This window comes from Streptomyces sp. NPDC059850, from assembly GCF_042731515.1.
Classification (GTDB): domain Bacteria; phylum Actinomycetota; class Actinomycetes; order Streptomycetales; family Streptomycetaceae; genus Streptomyces.
This window is the reverse complement of the sequence record NZ_JBHWJI010000051.1, coordinates 40293-55783: the sequence shown is the minus strand read 5'-3', so window position 1 is coordinate 55783 and position 15491 is coordinate 40293. Positions and strand designations below refer to the sequence as shown.

The window sequence follows — 15491 nt, the reverse complement described above, 5'->3', positions numbered from 1 at the left end:
CTGGCTGCCCTCCTCCTTACCGACCCACACATCTTGCACTCTTGAGTTGGTCCTTTTCCCACCCCACCGCCCTCTTCTTATCCCGGGGTGTGTGTCTCTTCGTCTGCCCCCACCCCCCCCCCGCCCCCAGGTGCTTCCCCACGGCCGGACCGCGGGGTCAGCGCCTCATTCGTCCTCGTCCTCCGCCTTGTCCTCGGCGGACAGCGGCTGCTCCAGCACCGGTCCCTCGCCCGGTGCCAGGGAGCCGAGAATCCGCTCCAGATCGTCTATCGAGGCGAACTCGACGACGATCTTTCCCTTCTTCTGACCGAGGTCGACCTTCACCCGCGTCTCGAAGCGGTCCGACAGCCGGGACGCCAGATCCGTGAGCGCGGGGGATACCCGGGCACCGGCCCGCGGTCCCTTCGACTTGGGAGCACCGTCCGACCGCGACCCCATGAGGGTGACGATCTCCTCGACCGCCCGCACCGACAGCCCCTCGGCGACGATGCGATGCGCCAGCCGGTCCTGTTCCTCCGAGTCATCCACGGAGAGCAGGGCCCGGGCATGGCCCGCGGAGAGGACGCCCGCCGCGACCCTGCGCTGGACGGAGGGAGAGAGCTTCAACAGCCGCAGCGTGTTGGAGACCTGCGGACGCGAACGCCCGATCCGGTCCGCCAGCTCGTCATGCGTGCAGTTGAAGTCCTTCAGCAACTGGTCGTACGCCGCCGCCTCTTCGAGCGGATTGAGCTGTGCCCGGTGCAGGTTCTCCAGCAGCGCGTCGAGCAGAAGCTTCTCGTCGTCGGTGGCCCGGACGATCGCGGGAATCTTCTCCAGCCCCGCCTCACGGCAGGCCCGCCAGCGCCGCTCGCCCATGATGAGCTCATAGCGCTCCGGCGCCAGCTGCCGCACCACGACCGGCTGGAGGAGGCCGACCTCCTGGATCGAGGTGACCAGCTCGGCCAGGGCGTCCTCGTCGAACACCTCACGCGGCTGACGGGGGTTGGGTGTGATGAAGTCGAGCGGCAGCTCGGCGAAGTGCGCCCCGGCCACCTCGTCCACCGGGGCCGGAGGCGCGGCCTCGGGCTCCTTCTCCGGCGGGGCGGGTGGCTCGGTTTCACGTGGAACGCTCTGTGCGGCCAGACCGGCCACCTTGGCCGCCGCCACCCCGCGCTCCTGGGTGAGCACCGGGACCGCGGTCGGTGAGGTGCTGGCCCCTGAGGCCGTGGCCGTCCCCCCGCCCGTCGCGGACCCGGCGTTGTCGGTCCCCTTCGGCGCGGGAGGGATCAAAGCACCGAGCCCACGGCCCAGTCCTCTGCGTCGCTCACTCACTGAATCCCCTCCTGCTGCATGCTGTGCTGGTCGTGCTGGCTGATCTCGGGCATGGGCAAGGCATGAGCGTGCTGGGGGTCGTACTGCACGTTCACCCCGCGGAGCGCGATCTCCCGGGCCGCCTCAAGATAGGAGAGCGCACCGCTCGATCCCGGGTCATAGGTGAGGACCGTCTGCCCATAGCTGGGGGCCTCGGAGATGCGCACCGATCTCGGGATGCTCGTCCGGAGCACCTCGCCGCCGAAGTGGCTGCGGACCTCGTCCGCCACCTGGGAGGCCAGCCGGGTCCGGCCGTCGTACATCGTGAGCAGGATCGTCGAGACATGGAGCTTGGGGTTGAGATGACCCCGCACCAGATCGACGTTCCGCAGGAGCTGCCCGAGCCCCTCCAGAGCGTAGTACTCGCACTGGATCGGGATCAGCACTTCCGCCCCGGCGACCAGCGCATTGACCGTCAGCAGCCCGAGCGAGGGCGGACAGTCGATGAGGATGTAGTCCAGTGGCTGTTCGTAGGCCTGGATGGCTCGCTCCAGCCGGCTCTCTCTCGCCACCAGAGAGACCAGCTCGATCTCGGCACCGGCGAGGTCGATCGTGGCCGGGGCACAGAACAGCCCCTCCACGTCCGGCACCGGCTGCACCACATCGGACAGCGGCTTACTGTCGACCAGGACGTCGTAGATCGAGGGGACTTCGGCGTGGTGGTCGATCCCCAGCGCCGTCGAGGCGTTGCCCTGCGGGTCGAGGTCGATCACGAGGACTCGTCCACCGTGCAGGGCGAGAGACGCCGCCAGATTGACCGTGGTCGTGGTCTTCCCGACCCCGCCCTTCTGGTTGGCGACCACCATCACCCGGGTCTGCTCCGGCCTGGGCAGTCCCTCACCAGCCCGGCCAAGCGCTTCCACCGCCAGTTGAGCGGAACGGCCAATTGGGGTGTCGTCCATCGGGGGCGGAGTTTCACGTGAAACGTCCTCCCCCGCCGATTCGGTACGGGGGCCGGGGACCGGATCGGTCATCGGCCCCGCGATGTTGGCGTCGGACCGCAAGGATTCACTCTCCTCGACATCAGGCTCGCGATGCACAGAGCCTGCCATGCTTTGGGGGTTGTGAACCAGCGAGGCCCGTCCTCCTGTGGATGAATCCACATCTTTACGGGGGCGACGGTCGCGGGGCAGAGCCGCCGCACGACCGCGACTGATGATTCCATGCAGCAGGGAGCGACGTTTCACGTGAAACACGATGCACGGGCAGGCCCGTTGTTCCGTCGCGACACTCCGGTATGCGTAGTTTAGGCAGCTTGTATGGAGCACCCTGTCAGGCCGGTCGGCCTACGTCAGGGGGCTCAGGGACGACGTCGCGGCGCTTTCCGCGCCGCCTTGGCACGCTTCGCGGCGAACCTCACACCACCGGGGCTCTCCCCGACCTCGACCCGCACCACGGTGGACAGCGGATCCACGACGCCCTCGCCGACATGCAGCACCGAGGTGTCCACCACGCCGAGCTTGCTCAGCGCCGCGCGGGCATGCTTCAGCTCCTCCTCGGCCGTGTCGCCCTTCAGTAGCAGCATCTCCCCGTACGGCCGCAGCAGCGGAACCCCCCAGCCGGCCAGCCGGTCCAGCGGGGCCACCGCACGCGCCGTGACCACATGCACCGGAGGAAGCTTCCCCAGGACCTCCTCGGCCCGGCCGCGCACGACCGTGACATGCTCCAGGCCCAGCAGCTCCACCACTTCCCGAAGGAAGTTCGTACGGCGCAGCAGCGGCTCCAGCAGAGTGATCCGCAGATCCGGGCGGGTCAGGGCCAGCGGGATGCCGGGGAGGCCGGCGCCCGAGCCCACATCGCACACGGTGACGCCCTCGGGCACCACCTCGGAGAGCACGGCGCAGTTCAGCAGATGCCGCTCCCACAGCCGCGGCACCTCGCGCGGGCCGATCAGCCCGCGGGTCACGCCCACATCGGCCAGCAGCTCGCCATACCGAACAGCCTCCGGGAAGCACTCACCGAATACATCCCGAGCCTCCTCGGGCGCCGGGGGTAGCTCCGCTGCTTCCGTCACGGGGACCGTCCTTCCGTACCGAGCACTGTCTGAACGATGCTGATGTAAGGCTGACAAGATTCGGCCCCGTCTGCGCACAGACGGGGCCGGGGAGACCATGAGGCCGGGCCTGGTCAGGCCGGGAGTACGACCACACAGCGCTGGGGCTCCTCGCCCTCGGACTCGCTGTGCAGTCCGGCGGCGGCCACCGCGTCGTGTACGACCTTGCGCTCGAACGGCGTCATCGCCTTGAGCTTCACCGGCTCGCCGGAGCCCTTCGCGTCTTCCGCGGCCTTGGTGCCCAGCTCGGTCAGCTCGGCGCGCTTACGGGCCCGGTATCCGGCGATGTCGAGCATCAGCCGGCTCCGGTCACCGGTCTCCCGGTGCACCGCGAGCCGGGTCAGCTCCTGAAGGGCCTCCAGCACCTCACCGTCACGGCCGACCAGCTTCTGCAGGTCACGGCTGGTCGATTCGCTGATGATCGACACCGCTGCGCGGTCGGCCTCGACGTCCATGTCGATGTCACCGTCGAGGTCCGCGATGTCCAGCAGACCTTCGAGGTAGTCGGCCGCGATCTCCCCTTCCTGTTCGAGGCGGGTCAGGGTGTCGACACCCTCGGCGGCGGGGGTGGTGCCTTCCGTCACGGATGGACTCCTTCGTTACTTCTTGGACGGGTGCTTGGGCCGCTGCTGGCCCTTGCGCTGCCCGGACTTCGTGTTCCGGGAGCCGGAGGCCGAGCCGCCGGCCGGCTTGCCGCCCTGCGAGCCCTTCTTCTCCGCCGCGCTCTGCTGCGTCGGCTCCTGGTCGGACTTGGTCACCTTCGCCGTGGATTCCGACTGCGCCGTCGCCTTGCTGTGGCCGTGGCCGCCCGCGGTGGTGCGCTTCGACTTGGTCTGCCGCTTGGGCTGCTGGCGGTTGGCACGGGCCGTCTCGGCGGCCTCCTTGGCGGCGACCTCGGCCGGCTCCTCCTTCAGCTTGCCCTTGGCCCGCAGCCGCTCCTGGCGGGCCTCGAAGGCGACGCTGCCCGGGGTGGGGTTGCGGCGGATGACGAACATCTGCTGGCCGAGGGTCCAGACGTTGGTGGTCAGCCAGTAGACGAGGACACCGACGGGGAAGTTGATGCCGAAGACGGCGAACATGATCGGGAAGACGTACATCAGCATCTTCTGCTGCTGCATGAACGGCGTCTTCACCGTGAGGTCGACGTTCTTGGTCATCAGCTGGCGCTGGGTGAAGAACTGCGACGCCGACATCAGCACGATCATGGTGATCGTCACGATGCGGACGTCCGTCAGCGACGCTCCGAGGGACTCGACCTTCGAAGCGGAGTCCATGAACTTCACGGACAGGGGAGCGCCGAAGATGTGCGCGTTACGGGCGCTGTCCAACAGCGACTGGTCGATGACGCCGACCGTCTTGTTGTTCGCGATGTGGTTGAGGACCTGGTAGAGCGCGATGAAGAACGGCGACTGCGCCAGAATCGGGAGACAGCTCGAGAGCGGGTTGGTGCCCGTCTCCTTGTAGAGCTTCATCATCTCTTCGGACTGGCGCTGCTTGTCGCTCTTGTAGCGCTCCTGGATCGCCTTCATCTTCGGCTGGAGCGCCTGCATGTTCCGCGTTGCCTTGATCTGCTTCACGAAGAGCGGGATCAGACAGATGCGGATCAGCACCACCAGCGAAACGATGGACAGACCCCACGCCCAGCCACTGTTCCGGTCAAAAAGAAGGCTGTAGAACGAGTGGAACTGGACGATGATCCAGGAAACTACGTCATAAAGAGGACCGAGGATCGTGTCCACGAATCAGGCTCCTTGGGCGTTGGGCTGGGTCTCGGGCTGTGCGGCAGGCTCCACAGCGGAGTGCCCGCCGAAGCGGTTCCGCAGCCGCTGGTGCCACACCGGATGCTTCCGGGGCGGCACATGGTCGACGCCACCGGGCGACCACGGGTTGCAGCGCAGGATGCGCCACGCCGTCAGCGCCGTTCCTTTCACCGCGCCGTGCCGGTCAATGGCCGTGTGGCCATAGTGTGAGCACGACGGGTAGTACCTGCAGACCGGTCCCAACATGGGGCTGATGGTCCACTGGTACAGCTTGATCAACCACAGCAGCGGGTACTTCATCGCGGCACCCCTCCCAGTAGCCGCTGCACTGCGGTGTCGAGGTCGCGGGCCAGCTGGTCGTGACCCGCCTCACCCGCACCGGGCAGCGCCCGTACGACCACAAGGCTACCTGCGGGAAAATGATCGAGACGGTCCCGCATGAGATGGCGCAGTCTGCGCTTCACCAGGTTGCGGACGACGGCACCGCCGACCGCCTTGCTGACGACGAAACCCGCACGCGCCGGGGGAGCACTCTCCCCAGGTGCGTGCGGGTCCGTGTTTTTGCTGGTGAGGCCGCTGCGAAAGTGCACGACGAGAAGCGGGCGACCAGCCCTGCGTCCGCGTCGTACCGCGGCGGCGAAGTCCTGGCGCCGCCTCAGCCGATGCTCGGTAGGCAGCACGTCATGGACCTTGGGTCAGGCTGCTCAGGCCGACAGGCTGGCGCGACCCTTGCTACGGCGGGACGCGAGAATCGCGCGGCCGGCACGGGTCCGCATACGCAGCCGGAAGCCGTGGGTCTTCGCGCGACGACGGTTGTTCGGCTGGAAGGTGCGCTTGCTCACTCGGGGGCTCCAGAAATGAATCGGGTAGTGGCGGTACATCGCCTGGCTGTCACCGTGCGCCCACGAGTAGCTCGCAATACGCCCGAGTGCACCGCTTCACGATCACGGATCATGAAGTCCGTGACCCTTGCCCATCGGAGGCAGGCGGCAGCAGCCATCGACAACTCGACCTGGTTACGGTACGCGCGGTTACGCCATCCGGTCAAACCGACAGACGGCCCGCACCGCGCACCGCTCCGTCCGCCCGTGGGGCACGGGAACGACCGGCGACATCACATGGCACATTTGTACACACCCTGTGGACAACGACTTGAACCCTGTACCCCGGCCTGACTACCGTGGCCGGGCTCCGATTCCTTCCCACCCGTCCCGAGAACCACCTTTCGTGGGACATGTCGGCGTCCCCCACCCAGCGAGTGAGAGAGCGTGCCCTGTGGCTGACGTACCTGCCGATCTTGCCGCAGTGTGGCCACGCGTGCTGGAACGGCTTCTGGGAGAAGGCACGGGTCAGGGAGGGCAGGGCGTCGAGGCCAAGGACGAGCACTGGATCAAACGGTGCCAGCCCCTCGCCCTCGTCGCCGACACCGCCCTGCTCGCCGTCCCCAATGAATTCGCCAAGGGCGTGCTGGAGGGCAGGCTGGCCCCGATCGTCAGCGAAACGCTGAGCCGGGAGTGCGGCCGCCCGATCCGCATCGCGATCACCGTCGACGAGTCGGCCGGTGAGCCGATCATCCCGCAGCAGTCGCAGCGCGACAGCCGGGACAGCCGGGACGGATACGAGAACCACCGCGAGGGATACGAGAACCGCGACGGTCGCGACGGGTACGAGAGTTACGAGAGCCGCGACGGCTACGGCCGCCAGGCGCCCGACGAGCTGCCGACCGCCCGCCCCGCGTACCCCGGCTATCAGCAGCAGCGCCCCGAGCCCGCCGCCTGGCAGCGGCCCCATGACGACTACGGCTGGCAGCAGCCCCGGCTCGGCGGTTTCCCCGAGGCCGATCCGTACGCCTCGCAGCAGCGCTCCCCGTCCGGCTACGACCAGCAGCCGTACGACCAGCAGCCGCGCGGCGACTACCGGGGCCCCGGCCAGGAGCGCCCCGGTCCGGGCGGTTCCGGCAGCCACGGTGGCCATGGCGGTCATGGGGGCCACGGCGGTCCGGGCGGCCACGGCGGCGCACCCGAGCGCCCGCCGTACGAGCAGCAGCGCCACGATCTCCCCGACCCGCTGGAGCGCGCCCGCGGCGGACCGCCCGTCCTGCCCTCGCAGACCGGCGCCCCCGGCCCGCTCGCCGCGCAGCCCGCGCCCGCGTCCGGCCCCGGTGAGCCGACCGCCCGGCTGAATCCCAAGTACCTCTTCGACACCTTCGTCATCGGTGCCTCCAACCGCTTCGCGCACGCCGCGGCGGTCGCGGTCGCCGAGGCGCCGGCCAAGGCGTACAACCCGCTCTTCATCTACGGGGAGTCGGGGCTCGGCAAGACCCATCTGCTGCACGCCATCGGGCACTACGCCCGCAGCCTCTATCCCGGCACCCGGGTGCGCTACGTGAGCTCCGAGGAGTTCACCAACGAGTTCATCAACTCCATCCGCGACGGCAAGGCGGACGCGTTCCGCAAGCGCTACCGCGACATGGACATCCTGCTGGTCGACGACATCCAGTTCCTGGCGAGCAAGGAGTCGACGCAGGAGGAGTTCTTCCACACCTTCAATACGCTCCACAACGCCAACAAGCAGATCGTGCTCTCCTCCGACCGGCCGCCCAAGCAGCTGGTCACCCTGGAGGACCGGCTCCGCAACCGCTTCGAGTGGGGGCTGATCACCGATGTGCAGCCGCCGGAGCTGGAGACGCGGATCGCGATCCTCCGCAAGAAGGCGGTGCAGGAGCAGCTGAACGCGCCGCCGGAGGTGCTGGAGTTCATCGCCTCCCGGATCTCCCGCAACATCCGGGAGCTGGAGGGTGCGCTGATCCGGGTCACGGCCTTCGCGAGCCTGAACCGGCAGCCGGTGGACCTCGGCCTCACCGAGATCGTCCTCAAGGATCTGATCCCCGGCGGCGAGGACGCGGCCCCGGAGATCACCGCCACCGCGATCATGGCCGCCACCGCCGACTACTTCGGGCACACGGTGGACGACCTGTGCGGCGCCTCCCGCAGCCGGGTGCTGGTCACGGCGCGGCAGATCGCGATGTATCTGTGCCGTGAGCTGACCGATCTCTCCCTGCCCAAGATCGGCGCGCAGTTCGGCGGCCGGGACCATACGACCGTGATGCACGCGGACCGCAAGATCCGGGCTCTGATGGCCGAGCGGCGCTCCATCTACAACCAGGTCACCGAGCTGACCAACCGCATCAAGAACGGCTGAGCGGGCCGCGGAGACGGTCGGCGACGGGCGCCACACGGCCCCGTGACACACCGCAGAGACGCACCAGGGCGCTCCGGGACGGACAACTCCCGGGGCGCCCTTCGTCGTTCGCTCTCCCCAGCTGTTCGATTCCATGCCCTGACAGGCGAGTTCTCCACAGATCGGCGGCGAATGCGCCGTCCACACCTTGGGGACTTCTCGGTTGTCCCGAATCCGTCCACAGGCTTGGGGTGCAGGATGGGATCAGTGGAGGTCAGGCGGTTGTGGAATTGTGGCAAACCTCAGTCCACAGACTGTGGACGACGAGATTGCCCACAGGCCGTGCTTCGAGTTGTCCACCGGCCGCCCACAGGCACAGGGGGGTTACCCACAGCTCCTCCACACGCCTGTCCACTGTTCGGCAACGAAATGGTCACCCTCACCGGACCGAGTGAAAGGCGTCACACCAAGGAGCCGGGTTGGGCTGTGGGGAACGTGGGTAAAACTGGGGACGCCGCTGGGGAGAACCGGGCCACTCCTGTGCATCGCGTGTGCAGAACTTTCCGGCGTCCACAGAACGCGTGAGTTGTCCACGGGTGCCGCCCACAGGGTCGGTGGACAAAAAAGCGGTGCTGACCTGCGCAAAGGCAGTTATCCACGGTTTCCACAGGCCCTACTACTACGACCACAGAGTTAGAGCGGGGAAATCGCTTCGAAGTGGGGCCTGTGCACAACTTCGGGCCGAGCCGCCCGACACGTCTCGCACCGACTTGACCCCGAGCCGCGCCGACTGTCAGCGCCGTGCGTCAGACTGGTCTCCGGCACAACAGCCGACGACGAAGGCCAGCAGGGCGAGCCAGCAACAGCAGGAGGCGGTTTCCGGTGAAGATCCGGGTGGAGCGCGATGTACTCGCGGAGGCAGTGGCCTGGACAGCCCGCAGCCTCCCGGCCCGTCCGCCGGTGCCCGTCCTCGCGGGCATCCTGCTGAAGGCGGAGGAAGGCGCGCTGAGCCTCTCCGGCTTCGACTACGAGGTCTCGGCCCGCGTCTCCGTCGAAGCCGACGTGGAGGACGACGGCACGGTCCTGGTCTCCGGCCGCCTCCTCGCCGACATCTGCCGCGCTCTCCCCAATCGCCCTGTGGAGATCTCCACCGACGGTGTGCGCGTGACCGTCGTCTGCGGCTCGTCGCGCTTCACCCTTCACACACTGCCTGTGGAGGAGTACCCGGCGCTGCCGCAGATGCCGACCGCGACCGGCACCGTCCCCGGTGAGGTCTTCGCCGCCGCCGCCGCCCAGGTCGCCATCGCGGCCGGCCGGGACGACACCCTGCCGGTGCTCACCGGTGTGCGGATCGAGATCGAGGGCGACACCGTCACGCTGGCGTCCACCGACCGCTACCGGTTCGCGGTCCGCGAGTTCCTGTGGAAGCCGGAGACGCCGGACATCTCCGCCGTCGCCCTGGTCCCCGCCAAGACGCTGCTCGACACCGCCAAGTCGCTGACCAGCGGCGACACGGTCGCCCTGGCGCTGTCCGGCTCGGGCGCGGGCGAGGGGCTGATCGGCTTCGAGGGCGCCGGGCGCCGTACGACCACCCGGCTGCTCGAGGGTGACCTGCCGAAGTACCGCTCGCTCTTCCCGACCGAGTTCAACTCCGTCGCGGTGATCGAGACCGCGCCCTTCGTGGAGGCCGTCAAGCGTGTGGCCCTGGTCGCCGAGCGGAACACGCCGGTGCGGCTCAGCTTCGAGCAGGGCGTGCTGATCCTGGAGGCCGGTTCCAGCGACGACGCACAGGCTGTGGAGCGCGTCGACGCCCAGCTCGACGGCGACGACGTCTCCATCGCCTTCAACCCGACGTTCCTGCTCGACGGGCTCAGCGCGATCGACTCCCCGGTCGCCCAGCTGTCCTTCACCACGTCGACGAAGCCCGCTCTGCTCAGTGGCAAGCCCGCCATGGACGCCGAGGCGGACGAGGCGTACAAGTACCTGATCATGCCGGTCCGGCTGAGCGGCTGAGGTGCCGAAGACCGAGCGGATGAGCGGGTGTAGCCAACATCTGTGCGGACACTCGCGGGCGTAGGCTCGGTCCCAGGTACGAACCGCACTGACTACGGCATAAGGATCATTGATGGAGCTCGGTCTCGTCGGCCTCGGCAAGATGGGCGGCAACATGCGCGAGCGCATTCGCCGCGCAGGCCACACCGTTATCGGATACGACCGCAACCCGGACGTCGCCGATGTGCACAGCCTCGGTGAGCTGGTGAGCGAGCTCAAGGGCCCGCGCGTGGTGTGGATCATGGTTCCGGCCGGTGTCGCGACCCAGACCACCATCGACGAGCTGGCCGAACTCCTGTCGCCCGGCGACATCGTCGTGGACGGCGGCAACTCCCGCTGGACGGACGACGAGAAGCACGCCGAGGAGCTGGGCGCCAAGGGCATCGGCTTCGTCGACTGCGGTGTCTCCGGCGGAGTCTGGGGCCTGGAGAACGGCTATGCGCTGATGTACGGCGGTGCGGCCGAGCATGTCGCCAAGGTCCAGCCGGTCTTCGACGCGCTCAAGCCCGAGGGAAGCGCCGGGGCCGTCCACGCGGGCAAGGTCGGCGCGGGCCACTTCGCCAAGATGGTCCACAACGGCATCGAATACGCGATGATGCAGGCCTACGCCGAGGGCTGGGAGCTGCTGGAGGCCGTGGACTCGGTCACCGACGTCCGCGAGGTGTTCCGTTCCTGGCAGGAAGGCACCGTCATCCGCTCCTGGCTGCTGGACCTGGCCGTCCGCGCCCTGGACGACGACGAGCACCTGACCAGGCTGCGCGGATACGCCGAGGACTCGGGTGAGGGCCGCTGGACCGTGGAAGCCGCGATCGACAACGCGGTGCCGCTGCCCGCGATCACGGCGTCCCTGTTCGCCCGCTTCGCCTCGCGTCAGGACGACTCCCCGCAGATGAAGATGGTCGCCGCGCTGCGCAATCAGTTCGGCGGTCACGCGGTCGAGAACACCAAGTAAGCAGCACCTCAAGGGTGTAGTACTGCCGGGGGAGGTCGGCGCAGCCCATCATGCACGTCACGCATCTGTCGCTCGCCGACTTCCGCTCGTACGCCCGGGCCGAGGTCGCCCTGGGCCCGGGCGTCACCGCCTTCGTCGGGCCCAACGGCCAGGGCAAGACCAATCTGGTCGAGGCCGTCGGCTATCTCGCCACGCTCGGCAGTCACCGCGTCTCCTCAGACGCCCCGATGGTGCGCATGGGCGCCGAGCGGGCGGTCGTCCGGGCCGCGGTGGTCCAGGGGGACCGGCAGCAGCTGATCGAGCTGGAGCTGAACCCCGGCAAGGCCAACCGCGCCCGCATCAACCGGTCCTCGCAGGTCAAACCGCGTGATGTGCTCGGCATCCTGCGCACGGTGCTGTTCGCGCCCGAGGACCTGGCCCTGGTCAAGGGCGACCCCGGTGAGCGCCGCCGCTTCCTCGACGAGCTGATCACCGCCCGTGCACCGCGCATGGCCGGGGTCCGCTCGGACTACGACCGGGTGCTCAAGCAGCGCAACAGCCTGCTGAAGACCGCCGCGTTGGCCCGTCGGCACGGCTCGCGCGGCGGGAGCGGCGGCAGCAGTGGCGACGCGGCGCTGTCCACCCTCGACGTCTGGGACCAGCACCTGGCCCGGACCGGCGCCGAGCTGCTCGCCCAGCGCTTCGATCTGATCGGCGTGCTGCGGCCGCTCGCCGACAAGGCGTACGAGCAACTGGCCCCGGGCGGTGGCCCGGTCCTGCTGGAGTACCGCGGTTCGGCCGGTGAGGACCTGGCCGCGGCCGGCAGCCGCGAGGAGCTGTACGAGCGGCTGATGGCCGCCCTGGCCGACGCGCGCAAACAGGAGATCGAGCGCGGCGTCACGCTGGTGGGACCGCACCGGGACGACCTCGTCCTCAAGCTCGGGCGGCTTCCGGCCAAGGGCTACGCGAGCCATGGCGAGTCCTGGTCGTACGCCCTCGCGCTGCGGCTGGCCTCGTACGACCTGCTGCGCGCGGAGGGCGCCGAACCGGTGCTGGTCCTCGACGACGTCTTCGCCGAGCTGGACACCCGGCGCCGGGAGCGGCTGGCCGAGCTGGTCGCCCCCGGGGAGCAGGTGCTGGTCACGGCGGCCGTGGAGGAGGATGTCCCGGAGGTGCTGGCGGGCGTGCGCTACGCGGTGGCCGAGGGGGAGGTGCGGCGGGTATGACGGACCAGGCCCCGAAGACCCCCGAGCCCTCGGGCGTCGATCTGGCGCGGGTCGCGCTGCGCGCCGCCAAGGAGCAGGCGCGGGCCCGTGGCGCGGCCGCCCAGCAGAAGAAGCAGGCGCGTCGAGGGGGCTTGCGCTCCGGCGCGCGCGCCGATGGACGCGATCCGCTCCCGCTGGGTGCGGCGATCAACCGGCTGATCACCGAGCGGGGCTGGGAGGCCCCGGCGGCGGTCGGCGGGGTGATGGGCCGCTGGCCGCAGATGGTCGGCCCGGAGGTCGCCCAGCACTGTGAGCCGCAGCGGTACGACGAGGACGCCCGGGTGCTGACGGTGCGCTGCGACTCCACGGCGTGGGCGACCCAGCTGCGGCTGCTCGCACCGCAGCTGGTGGCCCGGCTCAACGCCGATCTCGGGCAGGGCACGGTGCGGTTGATCAAGGTGCTGGGCCCGGGCGGCCCGCCCCGGCGCTACGGCCCGCTGCGCTCCCCCGGCAGCACCGGCCCGGGTGACACCTACGGCTGACGGTCGCCCGGGGCCCGTACGGATCCGTCCCCGGAAGCCTGTCCGGCCCGCCCCCGGACGCCGTCCGGACCCGTCCTCAGGGCCTGTATGGACGCCTGAGCACAGGGTGACGGCTGAGACCCCGGTCACGGTAGCCGGTGGTTGACAGCTCGAAGCGCTGAGTGGCGGTGTGAGCCTCTTGGAGCCCGTCCCCGCATATGGGGAGTCGCCGCCGACCGGTTCAGGGCGGCACATGCGGACTCAGGCACCAGCAAGCCCCCATTCTTGTCGGCGCTACCGGTAGACTGGGCGAGTACACCGTCGCCGCTGGCGCACCGAGCGCTTGCGGACACATGTTGAACGACGCAGCCGCTCCTGCCTGCCCGGAGACGGCATGTGCTGTGCCAGAAAGGGCGCTTCGTGGCCGATTCCGGCAACCCCATCGAAAACATCACGTCCATCCCCGGCGGCGAGGCCCTGGCTCCGCCGTCGTACGACGCCAGTGCGATCACCGTGCTGGAAGGGCTGGACGCGGTCCGCAAGCGACCCGGTATGTACATCGGTTCCACCGGCGAGCGCGGCCTGCACCACCTCGTCCAGGAGGTCGTCGACAACTCCGTCGACGAGGCCATGGCCGGTCACGCGGACTCGATCGACGTCACGATCCTCCCCGACGGCGGGGTTCGCGTCATCGACAACGGCCGCGGCATCCCGGTGGGCATCGTCCCCTCGGAGGGGAAGCCGGCCGTGGAGGTCGTGATGACCGTCCTGCACGCGGGCGGCAAGTTCGGCGGCGGCGGCTACGCCGTTTCCGGTGGTCTGCACGGTGTCGGCGTCTCCGTCGTCAACGCCCTGTCCACGAAGGTCTCAGTCGAGGTCAGGACGGACGGACACCGCTGGACCCAGGACTACAAGACTGGTGTGCCGACGGCGCCCCTGGCCCGCAACGAGGCCACGGAGGAGACCGGCACGACGGTCACTTTCTGGGCCGATGGGGACATCTTCGAGACCACCGAGTACTCGTTCGAGACGCTGTCCCGGCGTTTCCAGGAGATGGCGTTCCTGAACAAGGGGCTGTCGATCTCGCTGCGGGACGAGCGCGACGCCCATGTGGACGAGGAGGGCAACCCGCTCTCCGTGAAGTACCACTACGAGGGCGGCATCGTCGACTTCGTCACGTACCTCAACTCCCGCAAGGGCGAGCTGGTTCACCCCACGGTGATCGGCTTCGAGGCCGAGGACAAGGAGCGGCTGCTCTCCTTGGAGATCGCGATGCAGTGGAACACCCAGTACTCCGAGGGTGTCTACAGCTTCGCGAACACCATCCACACCCATGAGGGCGGTACGCACGAGGAGGGCTTCCGGGCAGCGCTGACGTACCTGATCAACAAGTACGCGCGCGACAAGAAGCTGCTCCGCGAGAAGGACGACAACCTCACCGGTGAGGACATCCGCGAGGGCCTGACCGCGATCATCTCGGTCAAGCTGGGCGAGCCGCAGTTCGAGGGCCAGACGAAGACGAAGCTGGGCAACACCGAGGCGAAGACCTTCGTCCAGAAGATCGTCAACGAGCACCTGACCGACTGGCTGGACCGGAACCCCAACGAGGCGGCGGACATCATCCGCAAGGGGATCCAGGCGGCGACGGCCCGGGTGGCGGCCCGCAAGGCGCGCGACCTGACCCGCCGCAAGGGGCTGCTGGAGACCGCGTCGCTGCCGGGCAAGCTGAGCGACTGCCAGTCCAACGACCCGGCGAAGTGCGAGATCTTCATCGTCGAGGGTGACTCCGCCGGCGGTTCGGCCAAGTCCGGCCGTGACCCGCAGTACCAGGCGATCCTTCCGATCCGAGGCAAGATCCTCAACGTCGAGAAGGCCCGGGTCGACAAGATCCTCCAGAACAACGAGGTCCAGGCGCTGATCTCGGCCTTCGGCACCGGTGTGCACGAGGACTTCGACATCGCCAAGCTCCGCTATCACAAGATCATCCTGATGGCGGACGCCGATGTCGACGGCCAGCACATCAACACCCTGCTGCTGACGTTCCTCTTCCGCTTCATGCGTCCGCTCGTCGAGGCCGGGCACGTCTTCCTCTCCCGCCCGCCGCTCTACAAGATCAAGTGGGGCCGGGACGACTTCGAGTACGCGTACTCGGACCGGGAGCGGGACGCCCTGATCCAGGCCGGCCGCGAGCAGGGCAAGCGCATCAAGGACGACTCGGTGCAGCGCTTCAAGGGTCTGGGCGAGATGAACGCCGAGGAGCTGCGCGTGACCACCATGGACCTCGACAGCCGGGTCCTCGGCCAGGTCACGCTGGACGACGCGGCGCAGGCCGACGACCTGTTCTCGGTCCTGATGGGCGAGGACGTCGAGGCCCGGCGTTCGTTTATCCAGCGCAACGCCAAGGATGTCCGCTTCCTCGACATCTGAGTCGGCCACCCG

14 protein-coding genes are annotated in these 15491 nt (G+C 68.7%); 6 read left to right on the top strand and 8 right to left on the bottom strand.

Annotated elements, in window-relative coordinates:
• Window positions 1-165: 165 nt before the first annotated feature.
• From ACFV9T_RS32440 to rpmH, 8 genes are all read right to left on the bottom strand, one after another.
• Complete coding sequence (locus ACFV9T_RS32440) at window positions 166-1311, bottom strand: ParB/RepB/Spo0J family partition protein (protein WP_385446057.1); 1146 nt, start codon at window positions 1309-1311, stop codon at window positions 166-168.
• A complete protein-coding gene (locus ACFV9T_RS32435) occupies window positions 1308-2402 on the bottom strand; it encodes a ParA family protein (protein ID WP_385446056.1) in 1095 nt (364 codons plus the stop codon). The genes ACFV9T_RS32440 and ACFV9T_RS32435 overlap by 4 nt, the downstream gene beginning before the upstream one ends.
• Window positions 2403-2650: 248 nt before the next feature.
• Window positions 2651-3364 (bottom strand): 16S rRNA (guanine(527)-N(7))-methyltransferase RsmG, encoded by a 714-nt coding sequence (gene rsmG / locus ACFV9T_RS32430; RefSeq protein WP_385446055.1) that lies wholly within the window; start codon window positions 3362-3364, stop codon window positions 2651-2653.
• A 113-nt stretch (window positions 3365-3477) separates the two neighbouring features.
• A complete protein-coding gene (locus tag ACFV9T_RS32425; RefSeq protein ID WP_385446054.1) occupies window positions 3478-3987 on the bottom strand; it encodes a protein jag in 510 nt (169 codons plus the stop codon).
• Between the two features lie 15 nt (window positions 3988-4002).
• On the bottom strand, window positions 4003-5142 hold the full coding sequence (gene yidC / locus ACFV9T_RS32420; RefSeq protein ID WP_385446053.1) for a membrane protein insertase YidC: 1140 nt from the start codon (window positions 5140-5142) through the stop codon (window positions 4003-4005).
• 3 nt (window positions 5143-5145) lie between these two features.
• Window positions 5146-5463, bottom strand: a complete 318-nt coding sequence (gene yidD / locus ACFV9T_RS32415; protein ID WP_385446052.1) for a membrane protein insertion efficiency factor YidD — start codon at window positions 5461-5463, stop codon at window positions 5146-5148.
• Window positions 5460-5843, bottom strand: coding sequence for a ribonuclease P protein component (gene rnpA, locus ACFV9T_RS32410; protein WP_009716484.1), 384 nt, complete (start codon window positions 5841-5843; stop codon window positions 5460-5462). Before rnpA ends, yidD begins: the two co-directional genes overlap by 4 nt.
• Before the next feature lie 24 nt (window positions 5844-5867).
• Window positions 5868-6005: a 50S ribosomal protein L34 gene (rpmH, locus tag ACFV9T_RS32405; protein ID WP_006348049.1), complete on the bottom strand. Its 138-nt coding sequence runs from the start codon at window positions 6003-6005 to the stop codon at window positions 5868-5870.
• A gap of 298 nt (window positions 6006-6303) precedes the next feature.
• On the opposite strand from rpmH, the gene dnaA reads away from it, so the two are divergent.
• The 6 genes from dnaA (at window position 6304) to gyrB (ending at window position 15479) form a co-directional block, all read left to right on the top strand.
• Window positions 6304-8364 carry a chromosomal replication initiator protein DnaA gene (gene dnaA / locus ACFV9T_RS32400; protein WP_385446051.1) on the top strand — a complete coding sequence of 687 codons (2061 nt, stop codon included), beginning with the start codon at window positions 6304-6306 and terminating at the stop codon, window positions 8362-8364.
• Window positions 8365-9225: 861 nt separating this feature from the next.
• The gene (dnaN, locus tag ACFV9T_RS32395) at window positions 9226-10356 is read left to right on the top strand and encodes a DNA polymerase III subunit beta (RefSeq protein WP_385446050.1); all 1131 of its coding nucleotides are present in this window, start codon (window positions 9226-9228) and stop codon (window positions 10354-10356) included.
• A gap of 112 nt (window positions 10357-10468) precedes the next feature.
• Window positions 10469-11347, top strand: coding sequence for a phosphogluconate dehydrogenase (NAD(+)-dependent, decarboxylating) (gnd, locus tag ACFV9T_RS32390; protein ID WP_385446049.1), 879 nt, complete (start codon window positions 10469-10471; stop codon window positions 11345-11347).
• Between the two features lie 50 nt (window positions 11348-11397).
• Window positions 11398-12552 carry a DNA replication/repair protein RecF gene (gene recF / locus ACFV9T_RS32385; protein ID WP_385446048.1) on the top strand — a complete coding sequence of 385 codons (1155 nt, stop codon included), beginning with the start codon at window positions 11398-11400 and terminating at the stop codon, window positions 12550-12552.
• On the top strand, window positions 12549-13073 hold the full coding sequence (locus tag ACFV9T_RS32380) for a DUF721 domain-containing protein (RefSeq protein WP_385446047.1): 525 nt from the start codon (window positions 12549-12551) through the stop codon (window positions 13071-13073). Before recF ends, ACFV9T_RS32380 begins: the two co-directional genes overlap by 4 nt.
• 375 nt (window positions 13074-13448) lie before the next feature.
• Entirely contained in the window at window positions 13449-15479 is a 2031-nt protein-coding gene (gene gyrB, locus ACFV9T_RS32375; RefSeq protein WP_385446046.1) for a DNA topoisomerase (ATP-hydrolyzing) subunit B, read from the top strand.
• Window positions 15480-15491 lie beyond the last annotated feature (12 nt).

Coding starts and splice junctions, on each gene's coding strand:
- yidD (WP_385446052.1), bottom strand. CDS start 5,463: ATGAAGTACCCGCTGCTGTGGTTGATCAAGCTGTACCAGTGGACCATC.
- gnd (WP_385446049.1), top strand. CDS start 10,469: ATGGAGCTCGGTCTCGTCGGCCTCGGCAAGATGGGCGGCAACATGCGC.
- ACFV9T_RS32435 (WP_385446056.1), bottom strand. CDS start 2,402: ATGGCAGGCTCTGTGCATCGCGAGCCTGATGTCGAGGAGAGTGAATCC.
- ACFV9T_RS32380 (WP_385446047.1), top strand. CDS start 12,549: ATGACGGACCAGGCCCCGAAGACCCCCGAGCCCTCGGGCGTCGATCTG.
- recF (WP_385446048.1), top strand. CDS start 11,398: ATGCACGTCACGCATCTGTCGCTCGCCGACTTCCGCTCGTACGCCCGG.